Source organism: Streptomyces sp. NPDC001880, from assembly GCF_053594575.1.
Genome location: NZ_JBSFET010000032.1, coordinates 43,306 through 70,071 on the forward strand (window position 1 = coordinate 43,306; position 26,766 = coordinate 70,071).

Below are 26,766 nucleotides of genomic sequence, written 5' to 3' on the forward strand. Positions count from 1 at the left end.
GGTGCAAGCAGCCCTCGGGCAGCGCCCCACGGCGCCGCCCGGGGCGCCGGAGCCGTACCGAAGGAGACCGGCCATGACCGCCCGAATCCCGCTCGACCCGCCCCGTTCCCTCCTCTTCCGTGCCGTGTCGTGGTACTCGAACCGTGCGTACGGCAAGGTCATCGATCCGCTGAGAGCCTCTGCCCACCACACCGGGGTGCTGTGGGCCGGGGCCCGGTTCGAGCTGTCGGTGGGCCGCTGGAAGAAGCTGGACGCGCAGCTCAAGGCGCTGGCCGTGATGGCGTCGGCGGCCACGATCGGCTGCAGCTGGTGCATGGACTTCGGCTACTGGGAGAACCACCGCCACGGCATGGACGCACGCAAGCTGCGCGATGTGCCGGTGTGGCGGGAGAGCGAGCTGTACACCCCGCTGGAGCGCGATGTCATGAAGTACGCGGAGGCGATGAGCCTCACCCCGCCGGAGGTCGGGGACGAACTGGCAAAGCGGCTGCGGGCCGCGCTCGGTGAGGCGGCGTTCGTCGAGCTCACGACGATGGTCGCGGTGGAGAACATGCGCTCCCGCACGAATTCCGCTCTCGGCCTGACCAGTCAGGGCTTCAAGGACCGGTGCGAGGTGGAACGCCCCGCGAACCGCTGACCCGGCAGCCCGGCCGGCACTTCCGTCTCTCCCCCGGCCGGTGCGGCGGGTAGCTGCCATGACAGCTACCCGCCAGCCCGCACCCAGCCCCTTCTCGCCATGCTCCTGACATTCTCACCTCACCACCCCCTGAGAACCGACGAGTTCACGAGGTGAGAATGAGACGGACCAGATGGATGGCGGTCTGCGCCACCGCGCTCGCCGCCGCCCTTACCGGTGGAACATTGCCTGCCGCCGCCGACCACAGCCCCGCTTTCACCGACCCTTCCGTCCCCCCGGCAACGGCCGGCCGGGTCAGCAGCGTCACCCTGCTGACCGGTGATGTGGTGACGTACGCCGGCCGCGGGAACGCCTTACAGATCAGCTCGATCGTGCCCGGTGCCGGCCGTGAGGGCATGGGCTTCACCCGCTTCCGGGCGGGCGGCCACGAGTACGCCGTCCCGATCGATGCCATCGGCCAGATCTCCCGCGGCCGGGTGGACCAACGGCTGTTCGACGTGACCGAACTCGCCGCCTCGGGCTACGCGGACGCCGAGACGGACTCGCTGCGCATCCTCGTCGGCGGCGCCACGGAGGAGTCGCCGAGCCCCGCCGCCCCGAAGGGAGCACGCGTCGCCGCAGCTTTCCCGACCGTCGGGACCTCAGCGCTGGACGTGCCCAAGAAGTCGGCCGGGACCGTCTGGAAACAGCTCGGCACACCGTCACGCGCCCGTGACCAGGGCATCGGGAAGGTCTGGCTCGACGGCAGGGTGCGGGCCGCACTCGACAGGTCCGTGCCGCAGATCGGCGCCGACCGGGCGCACCGGGCCTGGATCACCGGGGAGGGCGCGAGGGTCGCCGTTCTCGACACCGGCTACGACCGGAGCCATCCCGATCTGAAGAACGCCGTCGTCGCCTCGCAGGACTTCACCGGGGACGGGGACGTCCAGGACATGCAGGGCCACGGCACCCATGTGTCCTCGATCATCGCCGGTTCCGGGGCCGCGTCCGCGGGCCGGTACGCAGGAGTCGCGCCGGACGCGGAACTCGTCGAGGGGAAGGTGCTCGACAACAACGGCTACGGCTACGACTCCTGGGTCCTGTCCGGCATGCAGTGGGCCGTGGACCAGGACGCCGCGATCGTCAACCTGAGCCTCGGCAAGAGCATGGCCTCCGACGGCACCGACCCATTGTCCGCCGCCGTCGACAAGCTCTCCGCGGAGCACGGCACGCTCTTCGTCATCGCCGCGGGCAACACCGGCGACCACACCATCAGCGCGCCCGGCGCCGCCGACGCGGCCCTGACCGTGGGCTCGGTCACCAAGTCCGGCGCGATGTCGCCGTTCTCCTCGCGCGGACCGCGCCAGGGCCGGCCCGCCGTCAAGCCGGAGCTCACGGCCCCCGGCAGCGACGTCGTCGCCGCGCGCGCCGCGGGCACCCTGGACGACGCCGCCGTCACCGAGCAGTACGCCTCGCTCTCCGGTACGTCGATGGCGAGCCCGCATGTGGCGGGCGCCGCCGCCCTGTTGGCCCAGCGGCATCCCGACTGGTCCGGCCCCCGGCTGAAGGCGGCGCTGATCGGCAGCGCGGCGCGGGTGGACGGCGCGACGGTCGGCGACACCGGTTCGGGCCTTGTCGACGTACCGGCCGCGCTGTCCGCCGCGGTGGTCGCCGAACCCGCCACGCTGGCGGCCGAGGCCACGTACCCGAACGGCTCCGCCGAGCCGCAGAGCCGCAAGCTGACCTGGACGAACACCACCGGCAAGCCCGTGCGGCTCACGCTCTCGGCGGGGCAGGACGGCGCGGTACGGCTCGGCGCGCGGACGCTGACCGTGCCCGCGCGGTCCTCGGCCGTCTCGACGGTCGCCCTCGAACCCTCCCGGGTCGAGCCGGGGACGACGTACGACGGAGCCGTGACCGCGTCCTGGCCCGGGCACGGACGGGCGACCGTACCCGTCTCGATCCAGGCCGCCCCACAGACGCATATCCTCACGCTGACCGGCCCCGCGCCCCGTGCGGGCAGCGAGGCCACCTCGACAGGTGTGGTCCTGCAGAACGAGCGGACCGGCGCGTCCCAGCTGATCGGGCTGACCGGCACCGTGCAGAAGAAGGTGACGCTGCCGCGCGGCAGCTACCGGGTCCTCGGCCACACATGGGAGTACGACACAGTGGACGACACCGTCGTCGGGACCACGGCGATCCACTTCGCCCGACGGGTGACGATGGACCGGGACACCTCGGTCGCACTGGACACCGAGGGCGCCGAGCCGGTGCGGATCGGGGTGGACGACGGGTCCGCCCGGGTGTCCCTCCAGTCGGCGACCGGGATCGCCTCGCGGATCGGCACCGGCTCGGACACCACGGACAGCGGACTCGTCGCGCCGAGCTCCGCCGGTCAGTACCGCGTCGAGGCCGTACCCACCACCGGCGGTCCGCTGGACGGACTCACCTTCTTCGGCGGGCTGAGCTGGCAGCAGCGGGAGGTCGATGCACACGAGCCCGGCTCCTCCCCGCAGGCTCTGAAGCTGCTGCTGTCGCAGTACAGCATCTACAGGTGGCTGGGCACGGCGACCGGGGAGGTCGTCGACATCGGCACCGGGGCGGACACCGATCCGGCTGCGATGGATCTCAAGGGCAGAATCGTGCTGTGGACGCCGGCGTCCAACAATTCCTCGTTCAACAACGGGCTCTACCAGAAACTGACCGACGCCGGAACGGCCGCCATCATGTACGTCGGCTACGGCCTCTCCGTCTACCGGCCCACCCCTGTACTCCGGCTGGATCGAGCCAGTGTGCCCGGGCTGCGTGACCGGCTGGCCCAGGGGCCCCTGACACTGACTCTGAACGGCGTCAGCACCGGGGCGGACGCCTACTATCTGCACCACTCGGTCGACGGCCGGGTCCCTGCCGGGGCCGAATGGTTCGACCGGCGGTCCGAACTGGCCGAGGTGCGCACGACACAGCGCACCCACGGCAACCCGTCCGACCCCAAGGCCATGTACGCCTGGACGACCTGGCACGGACTGACGCTCAACCAGCAGGTGACCCGCTACCGTCCGCCGTCGGAGCAGCGGCTCTACTTCTCCCCCGGCGTGGCGTGGACGACGGCGACCTTCCACTACCAGTACTACGTCGGGGACCTGGTCTATCCGCTGGGCACGCTCGTCGGCGCACCCACCGTCTACCGGGCGCGCGGCGAGTACCGGGACGACTGGATGTCCGCCCCCTTCAACCCGGCACTCGGCCGGCAGGCCGGCACCGCACAGGTCGTCAGGGAGGGCGACAAACTGAAGGTGGCGCTGCCGCTGTTCTCCGACGCGGCCGGGCACCGCGCCGAGACGGCGCCGGGCGCGGACAGCGGGAGCACGGTCCTTTCCGACGACAGCGGGAAGGTGCTGGCCCGCAATGCCGCACCGGGACGCGCCACGTTCGACCTGCCGCGCGAGAAGGGCTGGTACCGGCTCGCCGTCGACGCCACCCGTACATCGCCGGATCCGGTGACCTGGATGCTCGGGACCAGGGTCACCAGCGAATGGCGTCTGCGTTCCGGGCACGAGAAGTCGGCCGTCCCTGCCCGGCTGCTGGACCTGGACTACCGGCTGCCGCTCTCCGGGGAGAACGCGGCCGATCCCGGAAAGCCGCTGGACTACACGGTCGGTCTCACCGCACAGGGCGACCGGAAGGCGCTGCCCATCGCCTCGTTGAGGGTCTGGTACGCCACGGACGGCACCGACTGGAAGCCGGCCCGGGCGGCCCGTGGTGCGGACGGCCGGTGGAAGGTCACCGTGCCGGCGCTCGGGACGGCCAAGGTCGATCTGAGGTCCACCGTCACGGACGCCTCGGGCGCTTCGCTGACGGAGACGCTGATCGATGCCTACAACTCCGGCTGTGCCGACATCTGGTGCTGATGGTGCGGGCCGGCGCCGGGAGCGCCGGTTGAAGAGGGGGGCGGGGTCGTGGACGCTCCGCCCCCCGGTCTTCCCGTGCGTGGCATATTCGTTAGGGTGACGCCGTGGCAAGAGTGCGGTTGAGCGTGGCGGAACGACGTGAAGAGCTTCTGCGCGCTGCCGTCGAACAGATCGAGGTACGGGGCGTCGCGGCGGTACGGATCGCCGACGTGGCCGCCGTGCTCGGAGTGAGCAACGCACTCGTGCTCTATCACTTCTCGACCAAGGAGAAGCTGGTCGCGGCTGCGTTCGCGCATGCCGCCGAGGCCGACCTCGCCCAGCTGCGCAAGGTGCTCGGCCGCCGCACCAGCGCGGTACGGCGGCTGCGCGCCGCCGTCCGCTGGTACGCGCCGACGGGTCAGGCCAAGGGCTGGCGGCTGTGGATCGAGGCCTGGGCCGCCTCGCTGCGCGATCCGGTGCTGCGCAATGTGGCCGGCGATCTCGACCAGCAGTGGAAGGCCGAACTGGCCGAGGTCATCGAAGAGGGCGCCGCCGCCGGTGAGTTCCACTGCGATGACCCGATGTCCGCGGCCTGGCGGCTGACCGCCCTGCTGGACGGCCTGGCCGTCCAGCAGACGTCGTACGCGGGTCCGCTCTCCCGGGCCACCATGCTGGCCTGGACCGACGAGGCACTCGCCCGCGAACTCGGCATCGACCACGAGGCACTGACGGCCTGACCCCGCCCGCCCCGATGCCGGTCCGGGCGGTGGTCCCGCCGCGCGGTCCGGGCCTCCGGCGGCGGTCAGGTCTGGCGCACCGGTGCGTACGCGTCGCCCTGAAGTCCGAAGGTCCACGCCACACCGTCCTTCGCGGTCCTCGTGCTCGGCGGCACCCGCAGCCAGTAGACGCGGTGCGTACCGTCCGGCTCCGGGGTGGAGTTGACCACCTCGACCATCACCACGTCCTCGTCGCCGTCCATCGCGATGCGCCAGAGGACGCCCGTCTCGTCGCGGTGGACCGGCTCGGCGCCGGACTCGGTGAGGTAGCGGTCGTAGCCGTAGAACTCCAGCATCACGCGGCGCAGTTCCGCGTTCTCCTCCTCGCGTATCCGTTGGGGAGTGAGGGAGTTCAGCTCGTCCAGGAACTCGGCGGGCACGGGCATGCCGCGCCAGGCATGCAGGGCGAAACCGTCACGGTAGGCGAGCGCCGGTCCGTCCCCGCGGTCGAGCCGTCCCGCCTCGTCCCGGTACAACGCCTCCGGGCGCTCGCTGATCACCACGACACGCTCGTAGGGCCACCACCAGCCCGCGTGCCTGGCCACCTCGGCCAGGCCGTCGAGCCGGTCACCCCGGCCGTCGAAGGCGGCGAGCCAGGCCGCGTCGTGCTGGCCCAGGACTGCGTCGAGCAGCACCAGCCGGACGTCGGACTCGTCCTCGGGGCGCTCGGCGAGATCCGCGACGACACCGGCCCTGATCCGCTCGGCCAGTGCCGCGGTGGTCTCCCAGAGCTGTGCGCCCGTGGCGGACCAGAGCGCGGACCAGCCCGCCGGGCCGAGTTCGTCGTACATCCGGCGACGCTCCTGCGCCCAGGGCCGGGTCCGCACCTCGTCGCGCACCGAGCGTCCTGCGTCAACGAGCTTCTCGACGGCCTCCACGGCGGCCCTGGGCGAGTCGACCCAGACGATCCGCTCCGGCTCGGCGAGTCCTGCGCTGCTATAGGCGAGCCGCAGCCCGTCCTCGGCCGCGGACCGGTCTGCCGCGCCCGTCGCCGCTGCCACGGCCCGCCATGAGTCCACGTACTGCATCGGTCTTCCCCGTCCCCTGTGTTCTGTGTTCTGTGTTCTGTGTTGTTCGTGGCGCGCCGTGCGCCACGGTGATCCGGTGCGCCGCGGGGCCTTCGGGCCCCTTCCCCGGCCGCCTCAGTCCGCGACGACGCGGACCGCGCCCGGTGTGTACTCCCGCTGGCGCACCACGCGGTACCAGCCCTTCGACAGCGGTATCGCCGCGTGCTCCTCGTGCACCACCCGGCCGCCCTCGGGAAGGTGGAGCAGCATCGGCCCGAACGCCCCCGCCTCGCGCATCAGCCGGCCCGGCCCCTGGACCGCGTGGGCATGGCCGGTGACCTCCCCCAGCGCAAGGACCATGCGGCCCTTGCCGTCCCTCGGCTCACCCGGCGCGTCCACGAGATGCGCGGGCACCGCCGACTCTTCCAACGACACGATCAGTACATCGCCCTGCCGGTACACAGACGTCTCCCCTCGATGGCCGCACCCGCTGTGCCGGCCACGGAGAAAACGCTACGTGGAGGGTCTGACAATCGACCGGCGGCCGGCCGGGCCGGCGACCCTTCGCGGCGGTCCCGGTCGACCGGCTGTCAGTGCGGCTTGATAGACCTTGTGGGCATCAGCCGTTCCCCAGTACCAGGAGCTCATGGTCATGTCCGGTGTGGACCATCTGCACGAGTTGCTCGGCCTTCCCACTGTCGACTTCCAGCACGCGACGGGTGAGCCGCCCGTGCAGGCCGCCGATGCGGCAGCCTGGCGCATCTCGGTCGATCCGTACGACGACGATTCCGAGATGACCTGGGAGGAGGCCTTCCAGGCGTTCCTGAAGGCGGTCGACCCGGCCGGGGTGCGGGCACTGATCGTCGGTCAGTGGGGCGAGTCGTACGAGGAGGACTCGTCCTACCCGATCGATCTCATCATCGCCGCGGCCGACCGGCTGACCTCGCTGGAGGCCGTCTTCGTCGGCGACATGATCTCGGAGGAGAACGAGATCTCCTGGATCGAGCAGTCGGATGTCACGGCGCTGCTGAAGGCCTTCCCCGGTCTGCTGGAACTGGGTGTGCGCGGCGGCACCGACCTGGTCTTCTCCCCTACGAAGCACGAGCGGCTGCGTTCGCTGACCATAGAGACCGGCGGTCTGCCGGTCGAGGTGATCCGGGGCATCCTGGACAGCGAGCTGCCCGCGCTGGAGCGGCTCGACCTCTGGCTCGGTGTCTCCGCGTACGGGGGAGACACCGATGTGGCCGACCTGGCCCCACTGCTCTCCGGCACCCGCTTCCCCCGGCTCACCCATCTCGGTCTGCGCAACAGCGAGTTGCAGAACGAGATCGCGACGGCCGTCGCGAGTGCCCCGGTCGTCGCGCAGTTGCGTGTCCTCGACCTGTCGAACGGCACCATGGGCGACGAGGGCGCGGTGGCGCTGCTGGACGGCCAGCCGCTGACCCATCTCGAGATGCTCGATCTGCACCACCACTTCATGACCGAGCCGATGGAGCGCCGGATCACCGAGGCGCTGGAACCGCACGGCGTGCGGGTCGATGTGTCGGAGCGCGAGAAGCCCTGGGGCGACCGCGGCGTCGAAGGCCGCTACACCTCGGCGTCGGAGTGACGCCCCGTGACTGACATCGAACACCCCGAGTCGTTTCACGGCCTGCCCGTCCACACCCTTCCCGGTCCCGATCGGGCCTCCGGCACGCCGCTGCCGGAGGCCGGTTCGGTCGCGTGGCGGCTGGAGAGCGCCTGGCAGGGCGATCTGACGTTCGGCCCGCTGTGGCGGTACTTCGTCGAGACCGTCGACACGACGCAGGTGCGGGCCCTGCTGATCGGCCCCTGGTGGCAGGAGGAGTACGAGTCCTTCGCCCCGGTCGTCGATCTGCTGGTCGGTCATGCCGACCGTTTCCCGGCCCTGCGGGCGCTCTTCCTCGCCGACGTCGTCAGCGAGGAGTGCGAGGTGTCGTGGCTGGAGATGTGCGACGTGACGCCGGTGGTCGAAGCTTTCGGCCAGTTGGAGGAGCTGACGGTTCGCGGCTGCGGAGAGCCGGTCTCCGACCGGCCTTCGCTCGGTCTGCGGCCGGTGCGGCACAAGTCGCTCAAGTCGCTGCGGTTCGAGTCCGGCGGGCTTCCGTCCGAGATCGTGCGGGCGATCGGCGCCTCCGAGCTGCCCGCGCTGGAGCGCCTCGACCTCTGGCTCGGCGTCACCGAGTACGGCGGTGACACCGAGGTCGAGGACCTCGCCCCGCTGCTGTCCGGCGCGACGTTCCCCGCCCTGCGCCATCTGGGGCTGCAGAACAGCGAGATCCAGGACGAGATAGCGGCCGCCGTGGCCTCCGCCCCGGTCGTCGCCCAGCTGGAGACGCTCTCCCTCTCGATGGGGACCCTGGGGGACGAAGGCGCCGAAGCGCTGCTCTCGGGCCAGCCGCTCACCCACCTGACCTCGCTGGATCTTCACCACCACTACATGAGCGACCCGTTGGTGGACCGCCTGAGGGACCGCCTCGGTCCGGACCGGGTGAACGTCGAGATCGACGAGGTCGAGTACTGGGATCCGGAAGAGGACATCGACCGCTATGTCGCTGTCGGCGAGTAGTACGGCCGGCCCGCTGCCGCGCTTCGCCGTCGTGGGTGTGCCCGGCAACCGCCGGGTCACGCTCTTCCAGGACGCCGTGCGCGGAGCCGGGCTGCCGGCGGTGCGTGTCGTGTCCTGGCTCGATGTCCTGCACGGCGAGGCCGGCTTCCTGCCCGGCGAGACCGTCCGGATGGACTCCCCCGGTGAGGACGCCGAGCTGGAGCGGCGGCTCCGCGCGGTCGGGGATCCGACCCGGGTCGAGGGGACGGCACTCTGGTACGCCCGTTTCACCGCGGCCGTGCGGGAGGTGGCGCGCGCGGCGGCCGCTGCCGGTGCCGTGCTGCTCGACGATCCCGGCGATGTGGCGGTGCTGTTCGACAAGCGGCTCTGCCATGCCGTGCTGGACGGCGCCGGGGTGCCGGTCCCGGCCTCGCCGACCTCGGGCGCGGCAGCGCCCGTGGTGCGGAACTGGGCGGACGTCCGGGAGCGGATGGCGGACCACGGCCTGCCCAGGGTGTTCGTGAAGCTCGCGCACGGCTCGTCCGCCTCGGGGGTCCTGGCGGTGGAAACGGCCGGGCCCGGCCGGGTCAGAGCCACCACATCGGTGGAGCGGGACGCGTCGGGCCGGCTCTTCAACTCCTTGCGGGTGCGGCGCGTCACGACGGAGCGGGAGGTCGCGGCGCTCGTGGACGCGCTCGCACCGGACGGGCTGCACATCGAGCGCTGGCTGCCCAAGGCCACCCGGCTGGGCCGGGCGACGGATCTGCGGGTCGTGGTGGTGGCGGGCCGGGCCACCCACGCCGTGGTGCGCACCAGCCGCTCCCCCATGACCAACCTCCATCTCGGCGGCGAGCGCGGGGATCTCGACGAGGTCCGCGCTGCCGTCGAAGCGGCGGGCGGCAGCTGGAGCGAGGCCCTGGCCACGTGCGAACGGGCCGCGGAGTGTTTCCCGGACACCCTGTGTGTGGGCGTCGATCTGCTGCCCGCGACCGGCTGGCGGCGCTTCGCCGTCGGCGAGGTCAACGCCTTCGGTGACCTCCTGCCGCGGCTGACCGGTCTTCCGGGCAGCGGCGCCGAGGGCCTGGACACCTATGCGGCGCAGGTCGCCGCCGTAATGAACACAGCAAGGAACCACCGTGCAACCGCCACTGCCTGACACCCCGCGCGCCCCCATGGACGCCCGGAACCCGGACATGAGCGAGATCGTGGGCAGCCACGATCTGCTGCTCGTCACCCTCGACACCCTGCGCCACGACGTGGCGGCGGAACTCGCCGCCGCGGGCCGCATCCCACATCTGGCGCGCCATCTGCCGGGCGGCGTCTGGGAGAAGCGGCATGCACCGGGAAGCTTCACCTACGCCTCCCACCAGGCGATCTTCGCCGGATTCCTGCCCACCCCGGCGGGCCAGGGGCCGCACCCCCGGCTGTTCGCGGCGCGGTTCGCGGGCAGTGAGTCCACCGCCTCGGGCACCTTCGTCTTCGACACGCCGGATCTGCTCTCCGGTCTTGCCCGCGTGGGCTACCGCACGGTGTGCATCGGCGGTGTCGGCTTCTTCAACAAGCAGGCGCCGCTCGGCTCCGTGCTGCCCGGCATGTTCCAGGAGAGCCACTGGGAGCCGGAGTTCGGCGTGGCGTCTCCCATCTCCTTCGAGGCACAGGTGGCCCGTGCCGAGGAGGTCGTCGCCGGGCTCCCCGAGGAGCAGCGGCTGTTCCTCTTCGTCAATGTGTCCGCCCTCCATCAGCCCAACTGGTTCCACCGGCCGGGCGCCACTCGCGAGGCGGGCGACTCCCGCGACACGCACGCCGCGGCCCTGGAGTACGTCGACGCCCATATCGGCAGGCTTTTCGCCGCCGCCAGCAGCCGCCGTCGCTGTTTCGCCATCGTCTGCTCGGACCACGGCACGGCGTACGGGGACGACGGCTACACCGGTCACCGGCTCGGCCACGAGTCCGTCTGGACCGTTCCGTACGCGCACTTCTTCCTGGAACCGGGGGCCATCGCACCATGATCACCACGACCGTCGCGCCGGCCACCCGGCCGTATCAGAGCTATGTCTACGCCTATCCGCACAAGACCGCCTACCGGCCGCTCGTCGGCCGGCCGGCGCTGCGCGAGCTGTGGGCAGCCGAGCGCAAGGACGCGCTCTCGCTGTATCTGCACATACCGTTCTGCGAGGTCCGCTGCGGCTTCTGCAATCTCTTCACCCGGATCGGCGCACCGGGCGAGCTGACGACCCGGTATCTCGACGCGCTGGACCGGCAGGCCACCGCGGTCCGGGAGGCGCTGGGCGACGAGGAGCCGGTGCGTTTCGCCGCGGCCGCCTTCGGCGGGGGTACGCCCACGTTCCTGACCGCGGCGGAGCTGGAGCGGCTCTGCGACATCGCGGAGAAGCGGATGGGCGCCGATCTGCGGGCCGTCCCGTTGTCGGTCGAGACGTCGCCCTCGACCGCGACGGCCGACCGGCTGGCCGTCCTGGCCGACCGCGGTACGACCAGGGTCAGCATCGGGGTGCAGAGCTTCGTCGAGGCGGAGGCGCGTGCCGCGGTGCGCCCGCAGCGGCGGGCCGACGTGGAGGCGGCGCTGGACCGGATACGCGATGCCCGCGTCCCGGTCCTCAACATCGATCTGATCTACGGCATCGACGGGCAGACCGAGGAAAGCTGGCTCACCTCGCTGGACGCGGCGCTCGGCTGGCGTCCGGAGGAGCTGTACCTCTACCCGCTGTACGTGCGCCCGCTGACCGGTCTCGGCCGGCTCGACGCGGACGGCGGGGCGTCGGCGGACGCGGCCTGGGACGAGCAGCGGCTGCGGCTGTATCGCGCGGGCCGGGACCATCTCCTGGCCCACGGCTACGAGCAGGTTTCGATGCGGATGTTCCGCCGCGCCGACACCCCGCGGACGGACGGCCCCGACGACTACGCGTGCCAGACCGACGGCATGATCGGCCTGGGATGCGGTGCCCGCTCGTACACCACGAAGCTGCACTATTCCTTCGACTACGCGGTGGAGATGCGGGAGGTACGGGCGATCATCGACGGCTACGCGGCCACCGAGGACTTCTCCCGCGCGGAGGTCGGGCGGTACGTCGCCGGCGACGAGGCGCGCCGGCGTCACCTCCTGCAGTCGGTCCTCCAGGCGGAGGGGCTGCGACTGGCCGACTACCGGGAGCGGTTCGGCACCTCGCCGGCCGACGACTTCCCCCTTGAGCTGGCCCGGTTCGAGACGCGCGGCTGGCTCGACGCGTCGGCCGGGGCGTCCGGGCTGCTGCGGCTCTCCCCCGAGGGCCTGGCCCACTCCGACGCGCTGGGACCGGAGCTGTTCTCCCCCGATGTGCGGGCCGCGATGGCCGCGTACGAGCTGAAGTGAGCGTGCCCGTGGACCTGACGATCCTCTACCGCGGCCCGCTCGCGTCGTGCGACTACGACTGTCCGTACTGCCCGTTCGCCAAGCGGCGCGACAGCCGGGAGCAGCTGCGGGCCGACCGTGCCGCGCTGGAGCGGTTCACGGCGTGGGCCGCGGCGCAGACCGGTGACCGGGTCTCGGTGCTCTTCACGCCGTGGGGCGAGGGGCTTGTCCGCTCCTGGTACCGCCGTGCGCTGGTCGAGCTGGCGCAGCTGCCGCACATCCGCCGGGTCGCGATCCAGACCAACATCAGCAGCCGTACGGGGTGGCTGGCCGAGGCCGGTGAGGCGGGCCGCCAGAAGATCGCGCTGTGGTGCACGTACCACCCGGGGCAGACGCCGTACGAGCGGTTCCTCACCAAGTGCCGGGAGCTGACCGCGCTCGGCATCCGGCACAGTGTCGGTGTCGTCGGGCTCGACGACCATCTCGACGAGGCGCGGCGGCTGCGCGCCGCGCTGCCGGAGGAGGTCTATCTCTGGGTGAACGCGGCGGAGGGCCACACCTACACGGACGAGGAGGCGGACCGCTGGACGGCCATCGACCCGCTCTTCCCGTACAGCCGCCATCCGCACCGGTCGGCCGGGCTGCCCTGCAGGACGGGTGAGTCGGTCATCTCGGTGGACGGTGACGGCACCGTGCGGCGCTGCCATTTCGTCCCGGCCGAGCTCGGCAATCTCTACGACGGGAGCTACCGCCGGGCCCTCGGTCCGCGCGCCTGTCCGCTGGCGGTCTGCGACTGCCACATCGGCTATGTGCATCTGGAGACGCTGCCGTTGTACGACGTCTTCGCGGGCGGTGTGCTGGAGCGGATACCTGCGTCGCCGCCCCCGCTGCTCGCCGGACGTGCCTGAGTTTCGGACACGTCCGGCGGGACTGTGCGGACGGGGACTGGGACTGTTCGTTTGGATCGCGCCGGGCTCGATCCGGACGAGAGACCCTAGAGCGGCAGGAGGTCCGGCCGCTTCGCCTCGACGTGGTCGCCGGAGGATTCGCCGCGCAGCCGCCGGCCGATCCACGGGACCAGGTACTCGCGCGCCCAGTGGATGTCGTCGCGCCGCACTTCGAGGGTGCCGCGCTGCGCCTGCGGGGGCCATTCCTGGTCGGGGTCGGCCGGCACGTCGATGCCGAGGACCTGGGCGGCGCGCAGCGCGACCCTGGTGTGTCCCTCGGGCGACAGATGGAGCCGGTCGTCGTCCCAGGCGCGCCGGTCCTGGACGGAGCGCAGCGACCACAGGTCGAGGACCGGGCAGTCGTAGCGGTCGGCGATGGCCCGCACATGGGCGGTGTACGTGGCGATCTTGCCGCGCAGATGGCGCAGCACGGGAACACCGCGGGTGTCGAAGCCGGTGGTGACCATGACTGTGCCGACCGCCCCGGTCAGCTCGGCGACGGCGCGCTCGAAGCGCTCGGCCACGTCGTCGGGGTCGGTGCCCGGCCGGATGATGTCGTTGCCGCCCGCGCAGAAGCTCACCAGGTCGGGGGCGAGTTCCTTGGCGCGCGGCACCTGCTCCTCGACGATCTGGTCGAGGAGGCGTCCTCGTACGGCGAGATTGGCGTACCTGAAATTGCCGTGCTCGGAGCCCTCGCTGCCCGTCGCCGCTTCGGGGTCCGGGAGCTGGTCCGCGAGAAGTACCGCGAAACGGTCCGCCCAGCCGACGAAGGTCCCGTCCGGGCCGGGGTCGCCGACTCCTTCGGTGAAGCTGTCGCCAATCGCCGCGTACGACTCGATGACGCCCTGTCGGTTGATGACGCCACGTTGATTTTTTCTCGAATCGTCTGCCACAAACGCTCATCCTGCACCGCCGAATGTGACCTACGCGACCGTAATAAGGGGTTGACGGGTGGTGAGATAGACCACCCGGTCAGGTTTTGGCAAAGGAGGAATAAGGCCGACCGGCAATGGGGGCGGCGTCGCCTTCCGATTGCCGGTCGGTGTCAGCCGAAGGGGCGGTGCGCCGCCGCGCACCGCCCCTTCTGTGTTGCTCAGCCGCCCGGCCGTTCGGCTCAGACGTAGATGCCGTGCGAGGCCAGGAAGGCGATCGGGTCGATGTCCGAGCCGTACGCCGGGCCGGTGCGGACCTCGAAGTGCAGGTGCGGGCCGGTGGCGTTGCCGGTGGCTCCGGAGAGGCCGACCTGCTGACCGATGCCCACGCTCTGGCCCACCGAGACGGAGAGGGAGGACAGGTGGCCGTACTGCGAGTAGTGGCCGTCGGCGTGCTTGATGACGACCTGGTTGCCGTACGCGCCGCCCCAGCCCGCGGAGACGACGGTGCCGGAGGTGATGGCCTTCACGCTGGTGCCGGTGGCGACGGGGAAGTCGATGCCGGTGTGGCTGCCACTGGACCAGTTGGAGCCGGAGGCCCGGTAGTTGGTGGTGTGGTTGCCGGGGACCGGGTGGGCGTAGCCGGAGCTGCTGCTCTTGGCGGCCGGGGCGGAGGCCGGGGCCTTGGTCTCCGGGGCGGCGGTCACGGACTTGGACGGGGCGGACTTCTCAGCGGCCGACGCGGCGGCGGAAGGCGCCTTCGACGGGAGGGCGGCGCCGGCGCCGGCGCCGGCGCCGGTGGGCGCGGCGTTGCCGGCCGACTTGGCGCCGAGGGTCAGCTTCATGCCCGGGAAGATCAGGCTCGGGTCCTCGCCGACGACCTGGCGGTTGTCCTGGTACAGCTTCTGCCAGCCGCCCTTGACGTTGTGCTCGGCGGCGATCTTCGACAGGTAGTCGCCGGAGACCACGGAGTACGTCGTGGTGGCGTCCTGCTTCTGGGCGACCGGCTGGGCGTGCGTGGTGACGGCGGCCGACTGCGGGGCGGCGGCCGGGGCGGCCTGCTCCACGGCGTAGGCACCGGTGGCGCCGAGCAGTGGCAGTGCGACGATGGCGCCGCCGGCGCTGACGGCGGCGACGCCACGGGCAACGGGACCGATCTTCGGACGGCGGTGCTTACCCGAAATGGGCATGACGTTCTTCCTCTCCGGCGCCTGCGAGGTGAGCTGTCGGGTTCGGGCTGGAGATGCCCGGCCGCGCTGAGCGCGACTTCACCCCGAGCCGGCCGGATATCTCCGGTCGGCGGCTTACCTGGTTCCCCCGCTCCTGCCACGCGATGAGTGGATACGAATTCCAGGCGGCGGCAGGATTAGGCGGTCCGCCCGGATTGACGGTGACCGTAAGCGAGTCCGGACGGCGAGAACAAGCCTCGGGTTCCATTCCGGATTCCACGCCGAGGAAATCGGCGTGGAATTCCGGTCACACTCCGTGGATTACGGATCTTGACTTTCCGCACGGCACACGGAATACCCGACTCCCCTGTCGCCACACACCGTCACGGATATGATCCCGCTCACGAGGCAGCGACCATCTCCCGTACAACCGGACGAAGTTAAGGCAAAAGACCGCATTACGGATATGCCCGTTTTGTCACCCTCTCCGCAGGCGCAGCACCCGCGCGTCGAGGTCTCCCCGAAGTCCGGTGTCCAGCCCCTGGTGCAGGAGTACCGAACCGTGGTGCACCGCCCCCGTGTCCAGGCAGGCGTAGGTCGCCGCGGGGTCGAGCCCGCGCAGCCGCAGGGCCGGGGGCCGCTCCCCGTACCGCTGCTTCTCCAGCCACATCAGGACCACGGCCTCCTCACCGTGGACGTACTGCACCGCGCTGAGCCCGCCGCGCGGCTCACGCAGCCGGTACAGCGCGCCGTGCTGCACGACCGGCCGGATCTCCTTGTAGAGCTCCACCCAGGTCCGCGCCTCGGCCAGCTCCTCCTCGCTCCATTCGGTGAGGTCCCCGCCGACCCCGAGCACACCGGCCATGGCGCTCACGAAACGGAAGCGCAGCGAGCTGACCCTGCCGTTGAGCTGCTCGTTCGGGCTGTCGGTGACCCAGGCGGCCATCACCCGGGCCGGATGGATGTGCCCGAAACCCTCCTGGATGGCGAGACGGTCGAGCGGGTCGGTGTTGTCGGAGGTCCACACCTGGTCCGTACGGGACAGGATCCCCAGGTCGATCCGGCCGCCACCGCCCGAGCAGGACTCGAACGCGACTGCGGGATGTGCGGCCCTGAGCCGGTCGATCAGCGCGTACAGGGCATCCACATGCTCGATCCAGAGCTTCTGCGGGTACTCCTCGCCCGGCCAGCCCGCATCGGTGAAGCAGCGGTTGAAATCCCACTTCACATAGTCGACGGGCGTATTGGAGAGCAGCGTGTCCAGCTGCTCCCAGAGATATTCCCGGACATCGGGACGGGCCAGATTGAGCACCAGCTGGTTGCGGTACTCCGTCCGCGCCCGCTCGGGAAAGTGCTGCACCCAGTCGGGGTGCGCGCGGTAGAGATCGCTGTCGGCATTGACCATTTCCGGCTCGACCCAGATTCCGAACTGCATGCCGAGCCCGTGCACTTCGTCGGCGAGCGGCTTCAGCCCGCCGGGGAAGCGGTCCGGATTCGGCGTCCAGTCGCCGAGCCCGGCCCGGTCGCTGGTCCGCTGCCCGAACCACGCGTCATCCACCACGAACAGCTCGACACCCATCGCGGCGGCGCGCTCGGCGAGGACGCGCTGCTGGTCCAGCGAGATGTCGAAGCCCGTCGCCTCCCAGGAGTTGTAGAGCACCGGCCGCGCCTTCTCCGCGTCCGGGATCACATGGGCCAGCTGCCAGGCGTGCCAGGCGCGGCTCGCCCCGCCGAACCCCTGGCCGCTCCACAGCCCGGCGAACACGGGTGTGGTGTACGACTCCCCCGGCGCGAGCCGCAGCAGTCCGGAGTCGTCGTAGCCGGCGCCGCCGGTGATCTGTACGAGCCCGTCGGGCAGCCGCTGCACGGAGATCCGCCACGAGCCGGACCAGCCGAGCGCACAGCCGTACACCTCGCCGCTCTCCTCGGTCGCCGTGCCGTCGGCATCCAGGGCGACCCAGGGCAGGTACTGGTGGCCGGTATGTCCGCGCCGACTGGAGACGACACTCTCGCCGTGGATCAGCTCCGCCCGCGCCAGCCGCGACTCCGCCGCCCAGCGCCCGTGCAGCCGGCTGAGCCGCCAGCCGTCGCGGGCCGGGAGCGACCAGGTGGCCGCGTCGGCGCGCAGCAGTTCCAGCGGCGGGCCGTCCGGTCCGGCATGGGCGACGGTGGCCCAGCGCTCCACGACATCGGAGTCGTCCCGCATCCGGTAGTGCAGGGTGAGTGCGAGCCGGTGCACGGCGTCGGTGAGGCCGATCCGCAGCTCGTCCCCTTCCACCGAGGCGGCGACGAAGGCCCACTCGGTACCCCGGACCTCGGGGGTACGCACCGAGAGCGCCGGGCGGACGAACCGGGGGCCGCCCTCCACCGGATACTCCTCCCGGCCGTCGAGGTGGGACTCGAAGGCCCTGGCGGGGAGTTCCGGCGCCGCGGCCAGCGCCGCGGCCGCCGCGAGGGAGATCTTCGGCCCCCAGTGCAGATGGACCAGCTCGTCCTGCTCGGTCAGTCGCAGTGCGTAGCTGCTGCACGCCCCGGTGAGCAGCCAGGTCCGGCCGGTGTTACCCGTCTCGATCATCGCACCCCACATTCCAACAGTTCCGCACATCATCGACCATCAGTGAGGCATGGGCAACGGACTCACAAGGAATTCACCGGGCGGATTCGCCACCGGAGCACCGGAGTTCACCCGGGTATCGACAGGGCAAGGCCGAGATGATTGCCTGAGGAACCAATGTCGTATCGTCGCGGAAGTCACCTTGCCGACGACCCGCGTCGGCACCGGACACCCCAGGAGTCGCTGTGACGCAGCAATTGCCGCAGGTACCGTCGGCGGAGCCCGAACTGGCGGGTGTCCGCAACTTCCGCGATGTGGGTGGGCTGCCCACCGTGGACAGCCGGCGGGTGCGGCACGGGCGGCTTTTCCGCAGTGGTCACCTGGCACACGCCACCGCCGAGGACGCCTCCTTCCTCAGCACCCTCGGTCTGCACACGATCTTCGACTTCCGCAACGCCGCCGACCGCCGGCTCGACGGGCTGGACGTGGAGCTGCCCGGCGTACGGAATGTGAGCATCCCGCTCTCCGACCCGGCCGACGGCGCGGAGTTCTGGCACATGGTCCGCGACGGCGACATCGAACAGCTGCGCTCGATCCTCGGCGACGGCAAGGGAACGAACCGGATGATCGCCTCGTACCGCTCGATCATCCGGGACCGCACCGCCGAGCACAGCCGGGTCCTGCACGCCCTGGCCGAGGACAGCGTGCCCGCCCTGATGCACTGTGCGGCGGGCAAGGACCGGGCCGGTCTGTCGATCGCGGTGTCCCTGCTCGCCGTCGGCGTCGAGCCCGATGCCATCGAGGCCGACTACCTCAAGTCCAACGACGCCCACCGCCGCTACAAGGTGCGCCGCAGCGACACCTCGGCGGACGGCATGTCGGCCGAGGTGATGGAACTGCTGAATCCGCTATTCGGCGCCCATGCCGAGTACCTCGCCGCGGCGTTCGCCACCATCGACGAGACCTGGGGCAGCGCGGAGCGCTACTTCTCCGAGGGCCTGGGGCTCACCCCCGAGACCCGTGAGCGGCTGCGCGACCGACTCCTCGAAGAGGCGTAGCCGGGGCCGCCCGGTCGCGGTGGTCAGCCCTTGCCGGCCACCGCGAAGAGCAGGTAGAGGAAGAACGCGACGATGTGTCCGGCGATGAGGTAGGCGAACAGCCGGATCACCACGCCGCGCGGAAACTTCCGCTCCTGTGCCTCGTACTTCTTGGTCGACCCGAGCGGGTCGAAGTTCTCCGAATCGGACATGACGGTTCCTCTCTGGCGACCGGAGACCGGTCTCAGCGGCGGTGGATGCCGCTGCCGAGACACAGCTCGGCAGCGGGGCTCTGCAGCAGGGTGTGGACGAAGAGCAGCTCGGCGCCGTCGCGATCGACGGCAGTGATCCGGTGCGGGGTGAGCGAGTCGAAGTGCGCGCTGTCACCGGGGGCGAGATCATGCACCGTCTCCCCGAGCCAGACCCTCAGGTGCCCGGCGAGCACGTACAGCCATTCCTCGCCGGGATGGACACGCACGAGATCGCGCTCCGCGGCCTGCGGAACCCGGACGCGGAGCGCCTGCATCGCCCGGCCGGAACCGCCTGCCTGCCGGTACATCCAGCCGTCCGCCTCGACCCCGTCGAACTTCCCGCCGCGGATGATCGCGTCACGTTCCGGGGGTGTCTCGCCGAGCAGCTCGGAGACCGTCGTACCGTAGATCCTGGCAAGACCGAGGAGCATCGGCAGCGAAGGCTGGCGGCGACCCGTTTCGAGCCGGGAGAGATGGGCGGGTGAGAGCCCGGCCCGCTGAGCGGCGGTCTCCAGGGTGAGACCACGGCTCCGGCGCAGATCGCGCAGGCGTGGCGCGACTCCGGGCAGCTCATCGGCCACCCCTCCGTCTGGAGGATTCATGTACCTATTGGGCCAGGATCCTGCCTGAGAGGCAAATAACTTACCCCTCAGGCAAAAGCAGTCAGCGGTTGGCCACCGCCTGCTTCACCAGTGTCCTGCCGAAGTCCCACATCAGCCCACCGCCGCTGTGTGCGTCGTCCATCACAGCGGTGAACGCCGTGACGAACCGGTCGATGTCCGAATCGTCGATCACCAGGGGCGGAATCAGCTTGATCACTTCCAGATGGTCGCCCGAGACCTGGGTGAGGATGCGGTGCTTCTGGAGCAGCGGCACCACCACCATCTGCGCGAAGAGCCCCTTGCGGGCCGCCTGCAGCATGGCCCAGCGGCTGCGCAGCTTGAGCGAGGAGGGACGGCCGAACTCGATGCCGATCATCAGCCCGCGCCCGCGCACCTCGTGCAGCAGCTCGTAGCGGTCGACCAGTGCGGCCAGCCGGTCACGCAGCAGCTCACCGGTGCGGCGTGCGTGGGCGACGGTTTCCTCGTCCTGCATCACCGTGAGGACCGCGAGCCCGGCCGCCATCGCCTGGGCGTTGGAGCCGAAGCTCGCGGAGTGGACCAGCACCCGGTCCATCGACGAGTAGACGCGCCGGAAGATCCAGTCCTTGCCCAGGGTCGCCCCGACCGGCACATAGCCGCCGGAGAGGGCCTTGGCGACGCAGACCAGATCGGGCTCGACGCCCTCCTCGTGCTGGTACGCGTAGAAGTCGCCGGTCCGGCCGAGACCGGTCTGCACCTCGTCGGCGATGAGCAGGGCCTTGTGCTTGTGCAGCAGCTCCTGCGCGTCCCGCAGGAAGCCGGGGGGCGCGGCGTGGACGCCCTTGCCCTGGATCGGCTCGACGACCAGTGCCGCCACGTCACCGCGCTGCAACTCGCGCCGCAGCGCGTCGAGGTCGCCGAGTGCGATGGCGGTGTCCGGCAGCAGGGGGGCGAAGCCGTCCCGGAAGCCGTCCTCCCCGTTGACCGAGAGGGAGCCGGTCGTCAGCCCGTGGAAGGCGTGGGTGCAGTAGAGGATCCTGGGCCTGCCGGTGGCGTAACGGGCGAACTTCAGGGCCGTCTCGACCGCCTCCGTGCCGCTGTTGCCGAAGAAGACCCGGTCCAGGTGCGGGCTGTGCGCGAGCAGCTTCTCGGCCAGCAGTCCGGGCAGCGGCTGGCAGTCGAAGCGGGTGAGGTCGGCGAGCGAGGCGTCCAGGACGTCGTGCAGGGCCTTGCGTACGACGGGGTGGTGCCGTCCGAGGCCCATCACGCCGAATCCGGCGAGCATGTCGAGGTAGTCGTTGCCGTCCGCGTCCCAGAAATGTGCGCCCTCGGCCCGTTCGTAGATCTTGTCGAAGCCGATGGTGCGGAGCATCCGGGGCAGCTGGTGGTTGAGGTGCTTCGTGTGCAGCTCGTAGCGTTCGGCGCCACGCTCCGCGAGGAGCCGCGCGAGGTCGAAGCCCTTGGGCCCGTCGTCCTTCATTCCCCGATCTCCTCGGTCCTCCTCGCCGCCTCCTTGGCGGCCAGTGCTGCGCTGATCCGTCCGGCGATCTCGACCGGGGTGAGCCCGATGTCGGCCAGCACCTCGGCACGCTTGCCGTGCGCGAGGAACTGCTCGGGGATGCCGAAGGTCCGCAGCGGTACGTCGACCCCGGCGTCCCGCAGAGCCTGCCCGACCGCCGACCCCACTCCCCCTGCACGGCTGTTGTCCTCGACGACGGCGACCAGCCGGTGCCGGGCGGCGAGCGGGGGCAGTTCCTCGTCGACCGGCTTGACCCAGCGGGGGTCGACGACGGTGCAGCGCAGCCCGGCCCCGCCCAGCAGATCGGCGGCCTGCAGACAGACCGGGGCCATCACGCCGACGGCGACGAGCAGCACATCGGGGTCCTGCGCCCGGTGCAGCACGTCCATACCGCCGATCCGGCCGGCCGACAGAACCGGCTCTCCCACCGGCTCCTTGGGGAACCGGATCACGGTGGGCGCGTCGTCGACGTCGACGGCCTCGCGGAGCTGTGCGCGAAGTTCGCCCGCGTCGCGCGGGGCGGCGATCCGCAGCCCGGGGACGACCTGGAGCACGGACATGTCCCAGATGCCGTTGTGCGAGGCCCCGTCGGGTCCGGTGACGCCGGCCCGGTCGAGGACGAAGGTCACCCCGCACCGGTGCAGCGCGACATCCATCAGCAGTTGGTCGAACGCCCGGTTGAGGAAGGTGGCGTAGACGGCGACGACCGGGTGCAGGCCGCCGGTGGCCAGTCCGGCCGCGGACACGGCGGCGTGCTGCTCGGCGATGCCGACGTCCCAGACCCGGTCGGGGAACGCCTCGGCGAACTTGGTCAGTCCGACGGGGTGCAGCATCGCCGCCGTGATGGCCACGACGTCCGGTCGCTCCGCGCCGATCGCGGCGATCTCGTCCTCGAACACCGAGGTCCAGGAGGGCCCGTCGGCCGGGACGAGCGGCGCGCAGGTCAGTGGGTCCATCGCGCCGACGGCGTGGAAGCGGTCGGCCTCGTCCCGGAGCGCGGGCTGGTAGCCCCGGCCCTTCTCGGTGAGGCAGTGCACCAGCACCGGGCCGTGAAAGCGTTTCGCCCGGTGCAGGGCGGATTCGACGGCCGCGATGTCATGGCCGTCGATCGGCCCGAGGTACTTGAGCCCGAGGTCCTCGAACATGCCCTGCGGGGCAAAGGCGTCCTTGAACCCCTTCTTCGCGCCGTGCAGCGACTCGTACAGCGGCTGTCCGATGACGGGCGTCTGCTGGAGCACCTCCTTGCCCCAGGAGAGGAAGCGCTCGTATCCGTCGGTGGTACGGAGGGTGGCGAGGTGGTCGGCAAGTCCGCCGATCGTGGGGGCATAGGAGCGCTCGTTGTCGTTCACCACGATGATCAGTGGCCGGTCGCGCGCGGCGGCGATGTTGTTGAGCGCCTCCCAGGCCATCCCGCCGGTGAGGGCCCCGTCACCGATGACGGCCACGACGTGGTCGGTCCGTCCCAGCACCTGTTGGGCCTTGGCGATGCCGTCGGCCCAGCCGAGGACGGTCGAGGCGTGCGAGTTCTCGATGACGTCGTGCGCCGACTCCTCCCGGGACGGGTATCCGGACAGGCCCCCTTTGCCGCGCAGCTTGGAGAAGTCCTGCCGTCCGGTGAGCAGTTTGTGCACATAGCTCTGGTGGCCGGTGTCCCAGAGAATGCGGTCCGCGGGCGAGTCGAAGGTGCGGTGCAGGGCGACGGAGAGCTCCACCACCCCGAGGTTGGGCCCCAGATGACCGCCGGTCCTGGCCACCGCCCGAATGAGGAACTTCCTGATTTCTTCGGCGAGTTCACCGAGTTGTGTCGCGTGCAGCGCCTTGAGATCGTGCGGCCCCCGGATGCTCTCCAGAATCGTCACGCTCGGGCCCCTCTCTGGTTCTGTTTCAGCTCACGGTGACGGTGGGAACCCCCGACGGCGTCCCCGCCCCGCCCATGCCCTCGGCGATCTTCATGGCCTCTTCGATCAGCGTCTCGACGATCTTCGACGCCGGCATGTTCCTGAGCGGCCGGGCCGGCAGCCCCGGGAGACCCGGTTCGGCCGGCTCTCCGGCGGTCACGGCGTCACCCGTTCCCGGAGACGGTCTCGCGCGCCGCGCGCAGGGACTCCTTCAGCGAACCCATGGTGGCGAGCACGGCGGTGGGCTCGTAGCCGCAGTGCGCCATGCAGTTGGCGCAGCGCGGATCCTTGCCCCGGCCGTACTTGTCCCAGTCGGTCTCCTCGATGAGCTGACGGTACGTCGGTACGTAGCCGTCGCTCATCAGGTAGCAGGGCCGCTGCCATCCGAACAGCGAGTAGTTCGGAATGGCCCAGGCCGTGCACGGGAAGTCCGCCTTGCCTTCGAGGAAGTCCAGGAAGAGCGGCGAGTGGTTCAGCCGCCAGCGGGCACGGTTGCCGCCCGCGAACGACTTCTTGAACAGTTCACGGGTCTGCTCGACACCCAGGAAGTGCTCCTGGTCGGGCGCCTTCTCGTAGGCGTAGGCGGGCGAGATCATCATCTCGTCGACCTTGAGGTCGTCATTGAGGTAGTTGAGGACCTCGATGACGGTCTGCGGGGTGTCGGTGTTGAAGAAAGTGGAGTTCGTGGTGACCCGGAAGCCGCGCCGCTTGGCCTCCTTGATCGCCGCCACTGCCTCGTCGAAAACACCTTCCTTGGCAACCGATTCGTCGTGCCGTTCGCGCAGCCCGTCGATGTGCACGGCGAAGGCGAAGTACGGCGAGGGCGTGAATTTCTCGATCTTCTTTCGCAGCAGCACGGCGTTGGTGCACAGGAAGACGTATTTCCTCCGCTCCACGAGCTGCCGGACGATTTCGTCGATCTGCGGATGCATCAGCGGTTCGCCGCCCGCGATGGAAACCATCGGGGCACCCGATTCGAGCACGGCACCCACGGCCTGGGCCACCGGCATACGCTGCTTGAGCACGCCCGCCGGATGCTGGATCTTCCCGCAGCCCTCGCACGCGAGATTGCAGGCGTACAACGGCTCCAGTTCCACAATGAGCGGGAATTTCTCCCGCCTGCGGAGCTTCTGTTCAATGAGGTACGTCGCAACCTTGATGGACTGACGGAGCGGCATGGCCATCTGGCTCACCTCCTGGGGAGCAGCAAGGATCGGTGCCATTCATAGAAAGCCGGCAGGACGGCACGGAGAACCCGGAAAGCTGATATTCCACCGCGTATCGTGCCGATGCGGACGAGCTCATGCTCCGGGGCATCCACGACCACCCGTACGGCGGCAACCGGGCGGGGCCCGGACCGCAGAGCGGTGCGCAGAGTGGCGGCGGACTCCATGTCCACCGCGATCGCTCCGGTGGCCCTCAGCCCGGCCCGCTCATGTCCGCGTACGACATGGTCGGAGCCGGTCAGCGGACCGGTGTGGACGGCGCGGCCGGGCACCGACCTGGCCAGGGCCTCGGCGAGCAGGCCGTGACCGGTGCAGACCGTCGAGTCCCCCGATTCCCGGGTCTCGTCGGCGACCACCAGGTCCCCGGGGTGCATTCCGGGTACCAGCCCGGCGCAGAACCCGGAGGCGAGGACCGCCGTGCCGGGCGCCCGGTCCTGGCCGAGCGCCCGTGCGACGGCCGTTTCGGCGGCCCTGGGCCCCATGCCCGTACGGAGTACGGTCACCGGGCCAGAGGCGGCGCCGGCCCTGCCCCGGCCGCTGCGCAGGGCGAACTGCTCGATGCCGAGCGCGCAGGCGATCAGCAGCGTCGCCGCGGGGCCGGGCGTGCCCGGCCCGTCGGCCATCAGGCCCCCTTGCGGGTGGCCGTGCGGTCGGCGAACGGTTCGCCGTACACGTACCGCCCGAGAGCGGTGAGCGGGAACACCTGACGGTAGAGGTGGTAGTTGATGGAGAAGTCCCACGGGAAGCCGGTGCCCGTGAAGTACGGCTCGTCCCAGGAGCCGTCGGCCCGCTGCGTCTCGGTGAGCCAGGACACGCCCCGCTGTACGGCTCTGCTGTCCCGGCGTCCGGCGGCGAGCAGCGCGAGCAGGGCCCAGGCGGTCTGGGAGGCGGTCGAGGCGCCGTGCCCGATCCACTTCTCCTCCCGGTACGAGCGCAGGTCCTCGCCCCAGCCGCCGTCGTCGTTCTGCACCGACTCCAGCCAGCCGACCGCGCGGTGGATCGCCGGGTGCGTCACGGGCAGCCCGGCGGCCACCAGCGCGGGCACCACCGACCCGGTTCCGTATACGTAGTTGACGCCCCAGCGGCCGAACCAGGCACCGCTCGCCTCCTGTTCGGCGAGCAGCCACTCGATACCGCGTCGGGTGACGCGGTGGCCCGATCGCCCCTCGACGGCGAGCATCTCCACCACGTGCCCGGTGACATCGGCGGACGGCGGGTCGATGACCTCGCCGAAGTCGCAGAACGGCAGCCGATTGGGGAAGGCGCTGGTGTTGTCCGCGTCGAAGGCGCCCCAGGCCCCGTTGCGGGACTGCATACCGACGTTCCAGCGGACTCCGCGCCTGATGGCGGCCTCGACGCGCGCGCGGTCCGGGTGGCGGACCCGGCGCAGCGCGAGGACCACCTCCGCGGTGTCGTCGATGTCCGGATAGTTGTCGTTGTGGAACTCGAAGGCCCAGCCGCCCGGGTTGAGCCGGGGGCGGCGCACGGACCAGTCGCCTGGCCGGACGATCTCCTCGCCGAGCATCCAGTCCGCGGCCTTGACGAGCGCCGGGTGGTCGGGGCGGACCCCGGCGTCGGCGAGCGCGATGGTGGCGAGGCAGGTGTCCCACACCGGGGACTGGCAGGCCTCGATCATCCGGGCGCCGTCCTCGCGCCACACGGCGAACCGGTCGAGCGATTCGAGCCCGGCCCGCATCACCGGGTGTTCCAGGTCGTAGCCGAGCAGGTGGAGCGCGATGACGGAGTACACGGCGGGCGGCTGGATGCCGCCCCAGCAGCCGTCGTTCTCCTGGCGCTCGATGATCCAGCGGGCCGCCGAATTCATCGCGATCCGGCGCAGCTTGCGCGGCGCGATCCGTTGGTAGACGTGCAGCGCCTTGTCCAGGCGCTGGAACACGCCGTCCCAGCTCGCGGCCGGGGCGGGGCGTCTGGGAGGGTTCGGATTGCGCGGGTCGGTGTGCAGTTCGTCGAGCGGGAAGGGGGCCGGGCGCACCGGGCGCTTCGCCGAGACGATGGTGAGCGGCACGATGGTCTGGCGGGCCCAGCAGCCGAAGTCGTAGATGTTGAGCGGGGCCCACTTGGGAAAGAACATCAGCTCGGGCGGGAGTTCCGGCAGGTCGTCCCACTTCCACCAGCCGAAGAGGGCGAGCCAGATCCGGGTGAAGACCCGGCCGGCCGCGACGCCGCCCTGTTCCCTGATCCAGGCCGAGGCGCGGGCCATGTGCGGTTCGTCAGGCCGGTCCCCGGCCAGCCGCAGGGCCACGTACGCCTCAATGGTGGTGGAGAGGTCGCCGGGGCCGCCGTGGAACGTGGCCCAGGTGCCGTCGCCCAGCTGTTCGCCGCGGATGAAGCGGCCGGCCGCCTGGACCGTGGCCGGGTCCTGGATTCCGAGGAACTGACGGAGCAGCAGGTCCTCGGCGTCCATCGTGACGTTGGTGGCGAGGTCGCCCTTCCACCAGCCCTGCTCGTCCTGCCTGCCGAGGAGGTGCTCAACCGAGCGTTCCGCGGCCCGCC

General features: G+C 70.8%; 23 protein-coding genes and 1 riboswitch. Of the genes, 10 read left to right on the forward strand and 13 right to left on the reverse strand.

All coding sequences use genetic code 11. The features are described 5' to 3' along the window. Nucleotides 1-73 precede the first annotated feature (73 nt). The 3 genes from ACWCQ6_RS19355 (at nt 74) to ACWCQ6_RS19365 (ending at nt 5,240) form a co-directional block, all read left to right on the forward strand. The gene (locus tag ACWCQ6_RS19355; RefSeq protein ID WP_451090664.1) at nt 74-637 is read left to right on the forward strand and encodes a carboxymuconolactone decarboxylase family protein; all 564 of its coding nucleotides are present in this window, start codon (nt 74-76) and stop codon (nt 635-637) included. 158 nt (nt 638-795) lie between these two features. Further along, nucleotides 796-4,524, forward strand: coding sequence for a S8 family serine peptidase (locus tag ACWCQ6_RS19360; RefSeq protein WP_451090666.1), 3,729 nt, complete (start codon nt 796-798; stop codon nt 4,522-4,524). A 125-nt stretch (nt 4,525-4,649) separates the two neighbouring features. Then, the gene (locus ACWCQ6_RS19365; RefSeq protein ID WP_451090714.1) at nt 4,650-5,240 is read left to right on the forward strand and encodes a TetR/AcrR family transcriptional regulator; all 591 of its coding nucleotides are present in this window, start codon (nt 4,650-4,652) and stop codon (nt 5,238-5,240) included. A 65-nt stretch (nt 5,241-5,305) separates the two neighbouring features. On the opposite strand, the gene ACWCQ6_RS19370 is transcribed toward ACWCQ6_RS19365, so the two are convergent. Both ACWCQ6_RS19370 and ACWCQ6_RS19375 read right to left on the reverse strand, forming a co-directional pair. Further along, nucleotides 5,306-6,307 carry a DUF6745 domain-containing protein gene (locus ACWCQ6_RS19370; protein ID WP_451090668.1) on the reverse strand — a complete coding sequence of 334 codons (1,002 nt, stop codon included), beginning with the start codon at nt 6,305-6,307 and terminating at the stop codon, nt 5,306-5,308. Nucleotides 6,308-6,421: 114 nt separating this feature from the next. Next, nucleotides 6,422-6,748: a hypothetical protein gene (locus ACWCQ6_RS19375; RefSeq protein ID WP_451090670.1), complete on the reverse strand. Its 327-nt coding sequence runs from the start codon at nt 6,746-6,748 to the stop codon at nt 6,422-6,424. 190 nt (nt 6,749-6,938) lie between these two features. Between ACWCQ6_RS19375 and ACWCQ6_RS19380 the strand changes: the two genes are divergently transcribed. Genes ACWCQ6_RS19380 through ACWCQ6_RS19405 form a run of 6 tightly spaced genes read left to right on the forward strand, consistent with a single transcriptional unit; the run spans nt 6,939 to nt 13,106 of the window. After that, nucleotides 6,939-7,895, forward strand: a complete 957-nt coding sequence (locus ACWCQ6_RS19380) for an STM4015 family protein (RefSeq protein ID WP_451090672.1) — start codon at nt 6,939-6,941, stop codon at nt 7,893-7,895. A gap of 6 nt (nt 7,896-7,901) precedes the next feature. Beyond that, nucleotides 7,902-8,873 carry an STM4015 family protein gene (locus tag ACWCQ6_RS19385; RefSeq protein WP_451090674.1) on the forward strand — a complete coding sequence of 324 codons (972 nt, stop codon included), beginning with the start codon at nt 7,902-7,904 and terminating at the stop codon, nt 8,871-8,873. After that, nucleotides 8,854-10,008 (forward strand): STM4014 family protein, encoded by a 1,155-nt coding sequence (locus tag ACWCQ6_RS19390; RefSeq protein WP_451090676.1) that lies wholly within the window; start codon nt 8,854-8,856, stop codon nt 10,006-10,008. The genes ACWCQ6_RS19385 and ACWCQ6_RS19390 overlap by 20 nt, the downstream gene beginning before the upstream one ends. 37 nt (nt 10,009-10,045) lie before the next feature. Further along, the gene (locus ACWCQ6_RS19395) at nt 10,046-10,861 is read left to right on the forward strand and encodes an STM4013/SEN3800 family hydrolase (protein WP_451090716.1); all 816 of its coding nucleotides are present in this window, start codon (nt 10,046-10,048) and stop codon (nt 10,859-10,861) included. Then, nucleotides 10,858-12,219 carry an STM4012 family radical SAM protein gene (locus ACWCQ6_RS19400; RefSeq protein WP_451090678.1) on the forward strand — a complete coding sequence of 454 codons (1,362 nt, stop codon included), beginning with the start codon at nt 10,858-10,860 and terminating at the stop codon, nt 12,217-12,219. The genes ACWCQ6_RS19395 and ACWCQ6_RS19400 overlap by 4 nt, the downstream gene beginning before the upstream one ends. An 8-nt stretch (nt 12,220-12,227) precedes the next feature. Then, nucleotides 12,228-13,106, forward strand: a complete 879-nt coding sequence (locus ACWCQ6_RS19405; protein WP_451090680.1) for an STM4011 family radical SAM protein — start codon at nt 12,228-12,230, stop codon at nt 13,104-13,106. Between the two features lie 86 nt (nt 13,107-13,192). Here ACWCQ6_RS19405 and ACWCQ6_RS19410 read toward each other — a convergent pair whose 3' ends face one another. From ACWCQ6_RS19410 to ACWCQ6_RS19420, 3 genes are all read right to left on the reverse strand, one after another. Beyond that, nucleotides 13,193-14,038 (reverse strand): SGNH/GDSL hydrolase family protein, encoded by an 846-nt coding sequence (locus ACWCQ6_RS19410; protein WP_451090682.1) that lies wholly within the window; start codon nt 14,036-14,038, stop codon nt 13,193-13,195. 221 nt (nt 14,039-14,259) lie between these two features. Further along, nucleotides 14,260-15,207, reverse strand: coding sequence for a M23 family metallopeptidase (locus tag ACWCQ6_RS19415; protein ID WP_451090684.1), 948 nt, complete (start codon nt 15,205-15,207; stop codon nt 14,260-14,262). Between the two features lie 3 nt (nt 15,208-15,210). Next, nucleotides 15,211-15,367: riboswitch (cyclic di-AMP (ydaO/yuaA leader) on the reverse strand. Nucleotides 15,368-15,664: 297 nt separating this feature from the next. Next, the gene (locus tag ACWCQ6_RS19420) at nt 15,665-17,761 is read right to left on the reverse strand and encodes an alpha-galactosidase (protein ID WP_451090686.1); all 2,097 of its coding nucleotides are present in this window, start codon (nt 17,759-17,761) and stop codon (nt 15,665-15,667) included. Nucleotides 17,762-17,985: 224 nt separating this feature from the next. Here ACWCQ6_RS19420 and ACWCQ6_RS19425 point away from each other — a divergent pair, with 224 nt between their 5' ends. Continuing rightward, on the forward strand, nt 17,986-18,798 hold the full coding sequence (locus ACWCQ6_RS19425) for a tyrosine-protein phosphatase (RefSeq protein WP_451090688.1): 813 nt from the start codon (nt 17,986-17,988) through the stop codon (nt 18,796-18,798). Between the two features lie 23 nt (nt 18,799-18,821). On the opposite strand, the gene ACWCQ6_RS19430 is transcribed toward ACWCQ6_RS19425, so the two are convergent. From ACWCQ6_RS19430 to shc, 8 genes are all read right to left on the reverse strand, one after another. Continuing rightward, the gene (locus tag ACWCQ6_RS19430) at nt 18,822-18,989 is read right to left on the reverse strand and encodes a DUF6126 family protein (RefSeq protein ID WP_451090690.1); all 168 of its coding nucleotides are present in this window, start codon (nt 18,987-18,989) and stop codon (nt 18,822-18,824) included. A 32-nt stretch (nt 18,990-19,021) separates the two neighbouring features. Then, the gene (locus ACWCQ6_RS19435; protein WP_451090692.1) at nt 19,022-19,630 is read right to left on the reverse strand and encodes a helix-turn-helix domain-containing protein; all 609 of its coding nucleotides are present in this window, start codon (nt 19,628-19,630) and stop codon (nt 19,022-19,024) included. A gap of 61 nt (nt 19,631-19,691) precedes the next feature. Next, entirely contained in the window at nt 19,692-21,089 is a 1,398-nt protein-coding gene (locus ACWCQ6_RS19440; RefSeq protein ID WP_451090694.1) for an aspartate aminotransferase family protein, read from the reverse strand. Further along, nucleotides 21,086-22,987, reverse strand: coding sequence for a 1-deoxy-D-xylulose-5-phosphate synthase (dxs, locus tag ACWCQ6_RS19445; RefSeq protein ID WP_451090696.1), 1,902 nt, complete (start codon nt 22,985-22,987; stop codon nt 21,086-21,088). The genes ACWCQ6_RS19440 and dxs overlap by 4 nt, the downstream gene beginning before the upstream one ends. 25 nt (nt 22,988-23,012) lie before the next feature. After that, nucleotides 23,013-23,186, reverse strand: a complete 174-nt coding sequence (locus ACWCQ6_RS19450; protein WP_451090718.1) for a hypothetical protein — start codon at nt 23,184-23,186, stop codon at nt 23,013-23,015. Nucleotides 23,187-23,190: 4 nt separating this feature from the next. After that, entirely contained in the window at nt 23,191-24,210 is a 1,020-nt protein-coding gene (gene hpnH / locus ACWCQ6_RS19455) for an adenosyl-hopene transferase HpnH (RefSeq protein WP_451090698.1), read from the reverse strand. 5 nt (nt 24,211-24,215) lie between these two features. Further along, nucleotides 24,216-24,875: a phosphorylase family protein gene (locus ACWCQ6_RS19460; protein WP_451090700.1), complete on the reverse strand. Its 660-nt coding sequence runs from the start codon at nt 24,873-24,875 to the stop codon at nt 24,216-24,218. After that, nucleotides 24,875-26,766: squalene--hopene cyclase (gene shc / locus ACWCQ6_RS19465; RefSeq protein ID WP_451090702.1), on the reverse strand; the 1,892-nt coding region annotated here is incomplete at its 5' end. The genes shc and ACWCQ6_RS19460, both read right to left, overlap by 1 nt.

Bases quoted from the DNA above. Each gene is read 5' to 3' on its own strand.
- ACWCQ6_RS19355 (WP_451090664.1), top strand. From the start codon at position 74: ATGACCGCCCGAATCCCGCTCGACCCGCCCCGTTCCCTCCTCTTCCGT.
- ACWCQ6_RS19360 (WP_451090666.1), top strand. From the start codon at position 796: ATGAGACGGACCAGATGGATGGCGGTCTGCGCCACCGCGCTCGCCGCC.
- ACWCQ6_RS19370 (WP_451090668.1), bottom strand. From the start codon at position 6,307: ATGCAGTACGTGGACTCATGGCGGGCCGTGGCAGCGGCGACGGGCGCG.
- ACWCQ6_RS19380 (WP_451090672.1), top strand. From the start codon at position 6,939: ATGTCCGGTGTGGACCATCTGCACGAGTTGCTCGGCCTTCCCACTGTC.
- ACWCQ6_RS19390 (WP_451090676.1), top strand. From the start codon at position 8,854: ATGTCGCTGTCGGCGAGTAGTACGGCCGGCCCGCTGCCGCGCTTCGCC.
- ACWCQ6_RS19395 (WP_451090716.1), top strand. From the start codon at position 10,046: ATGAGCGAGATCGTGGGCAGCCACGATCTGCTGCTCGTCACCCTCGAC.
- ACWCQ6_RS19400 (WP_451090678.1), top strand. From the start codon at position 10,858: ATGATCACCACGACCGTCGCGCCGGCCACCCGGCCGTATCAGAGCTAT.
- ACWCQ6_RS19415 (WP_451090684.1), bottom strand. From the start codon at position 15,207: ATGCCCATTTCGGGTAAGCACCGCCGTCCGAAGATCGGTCCCGTTGCC.
- ACWCQ6_RS19420 (WP_451090686.1), bottom strand. From the start codon at position 17,761: ATGATCGAGACGGGTAACACCGGCCGGACCTGGCTGCTCACCGGGGCG.
- ACWCQ6_RS19430 (WP_451090690.1), bottom strand. From the start codon at position 18,989: ATGTCCGATTCGGAGAACTTCGACCCGCTCGGGTCGACCAAGAAGTAC.
- ACWCQ6_RS19435 (WP_451090692.1), bottom strand. From the start codon at position 19,630: ATGAATCCTCCAGACGGAGGGGTGGCCGATGAGCTGCCCGGAGTCGCG.
- ACWCQ6_RS19440 (WP_451090694.1), bottom strand. From the start codon at position 21,089: ATGAAGGACGACGGGCCCAAGGGCTTCGACCTCGCGCGGCTCCTCGCG.
- hpnH (WP_451090698.1), bottom strand. From the start codon at position 24,210: ATGGCCATGCCGCTCCGTCAGTCCATCAAGGTTGCGACGTACCTCATT.
- ACWCQ6_RS19460 (WP_451090700.1), bottom strand. From the start codon at position 24,875: ATGGCCGACGGGCCGGGCACGCCCGGCCCCGCGGCGACGCTGCTGATC.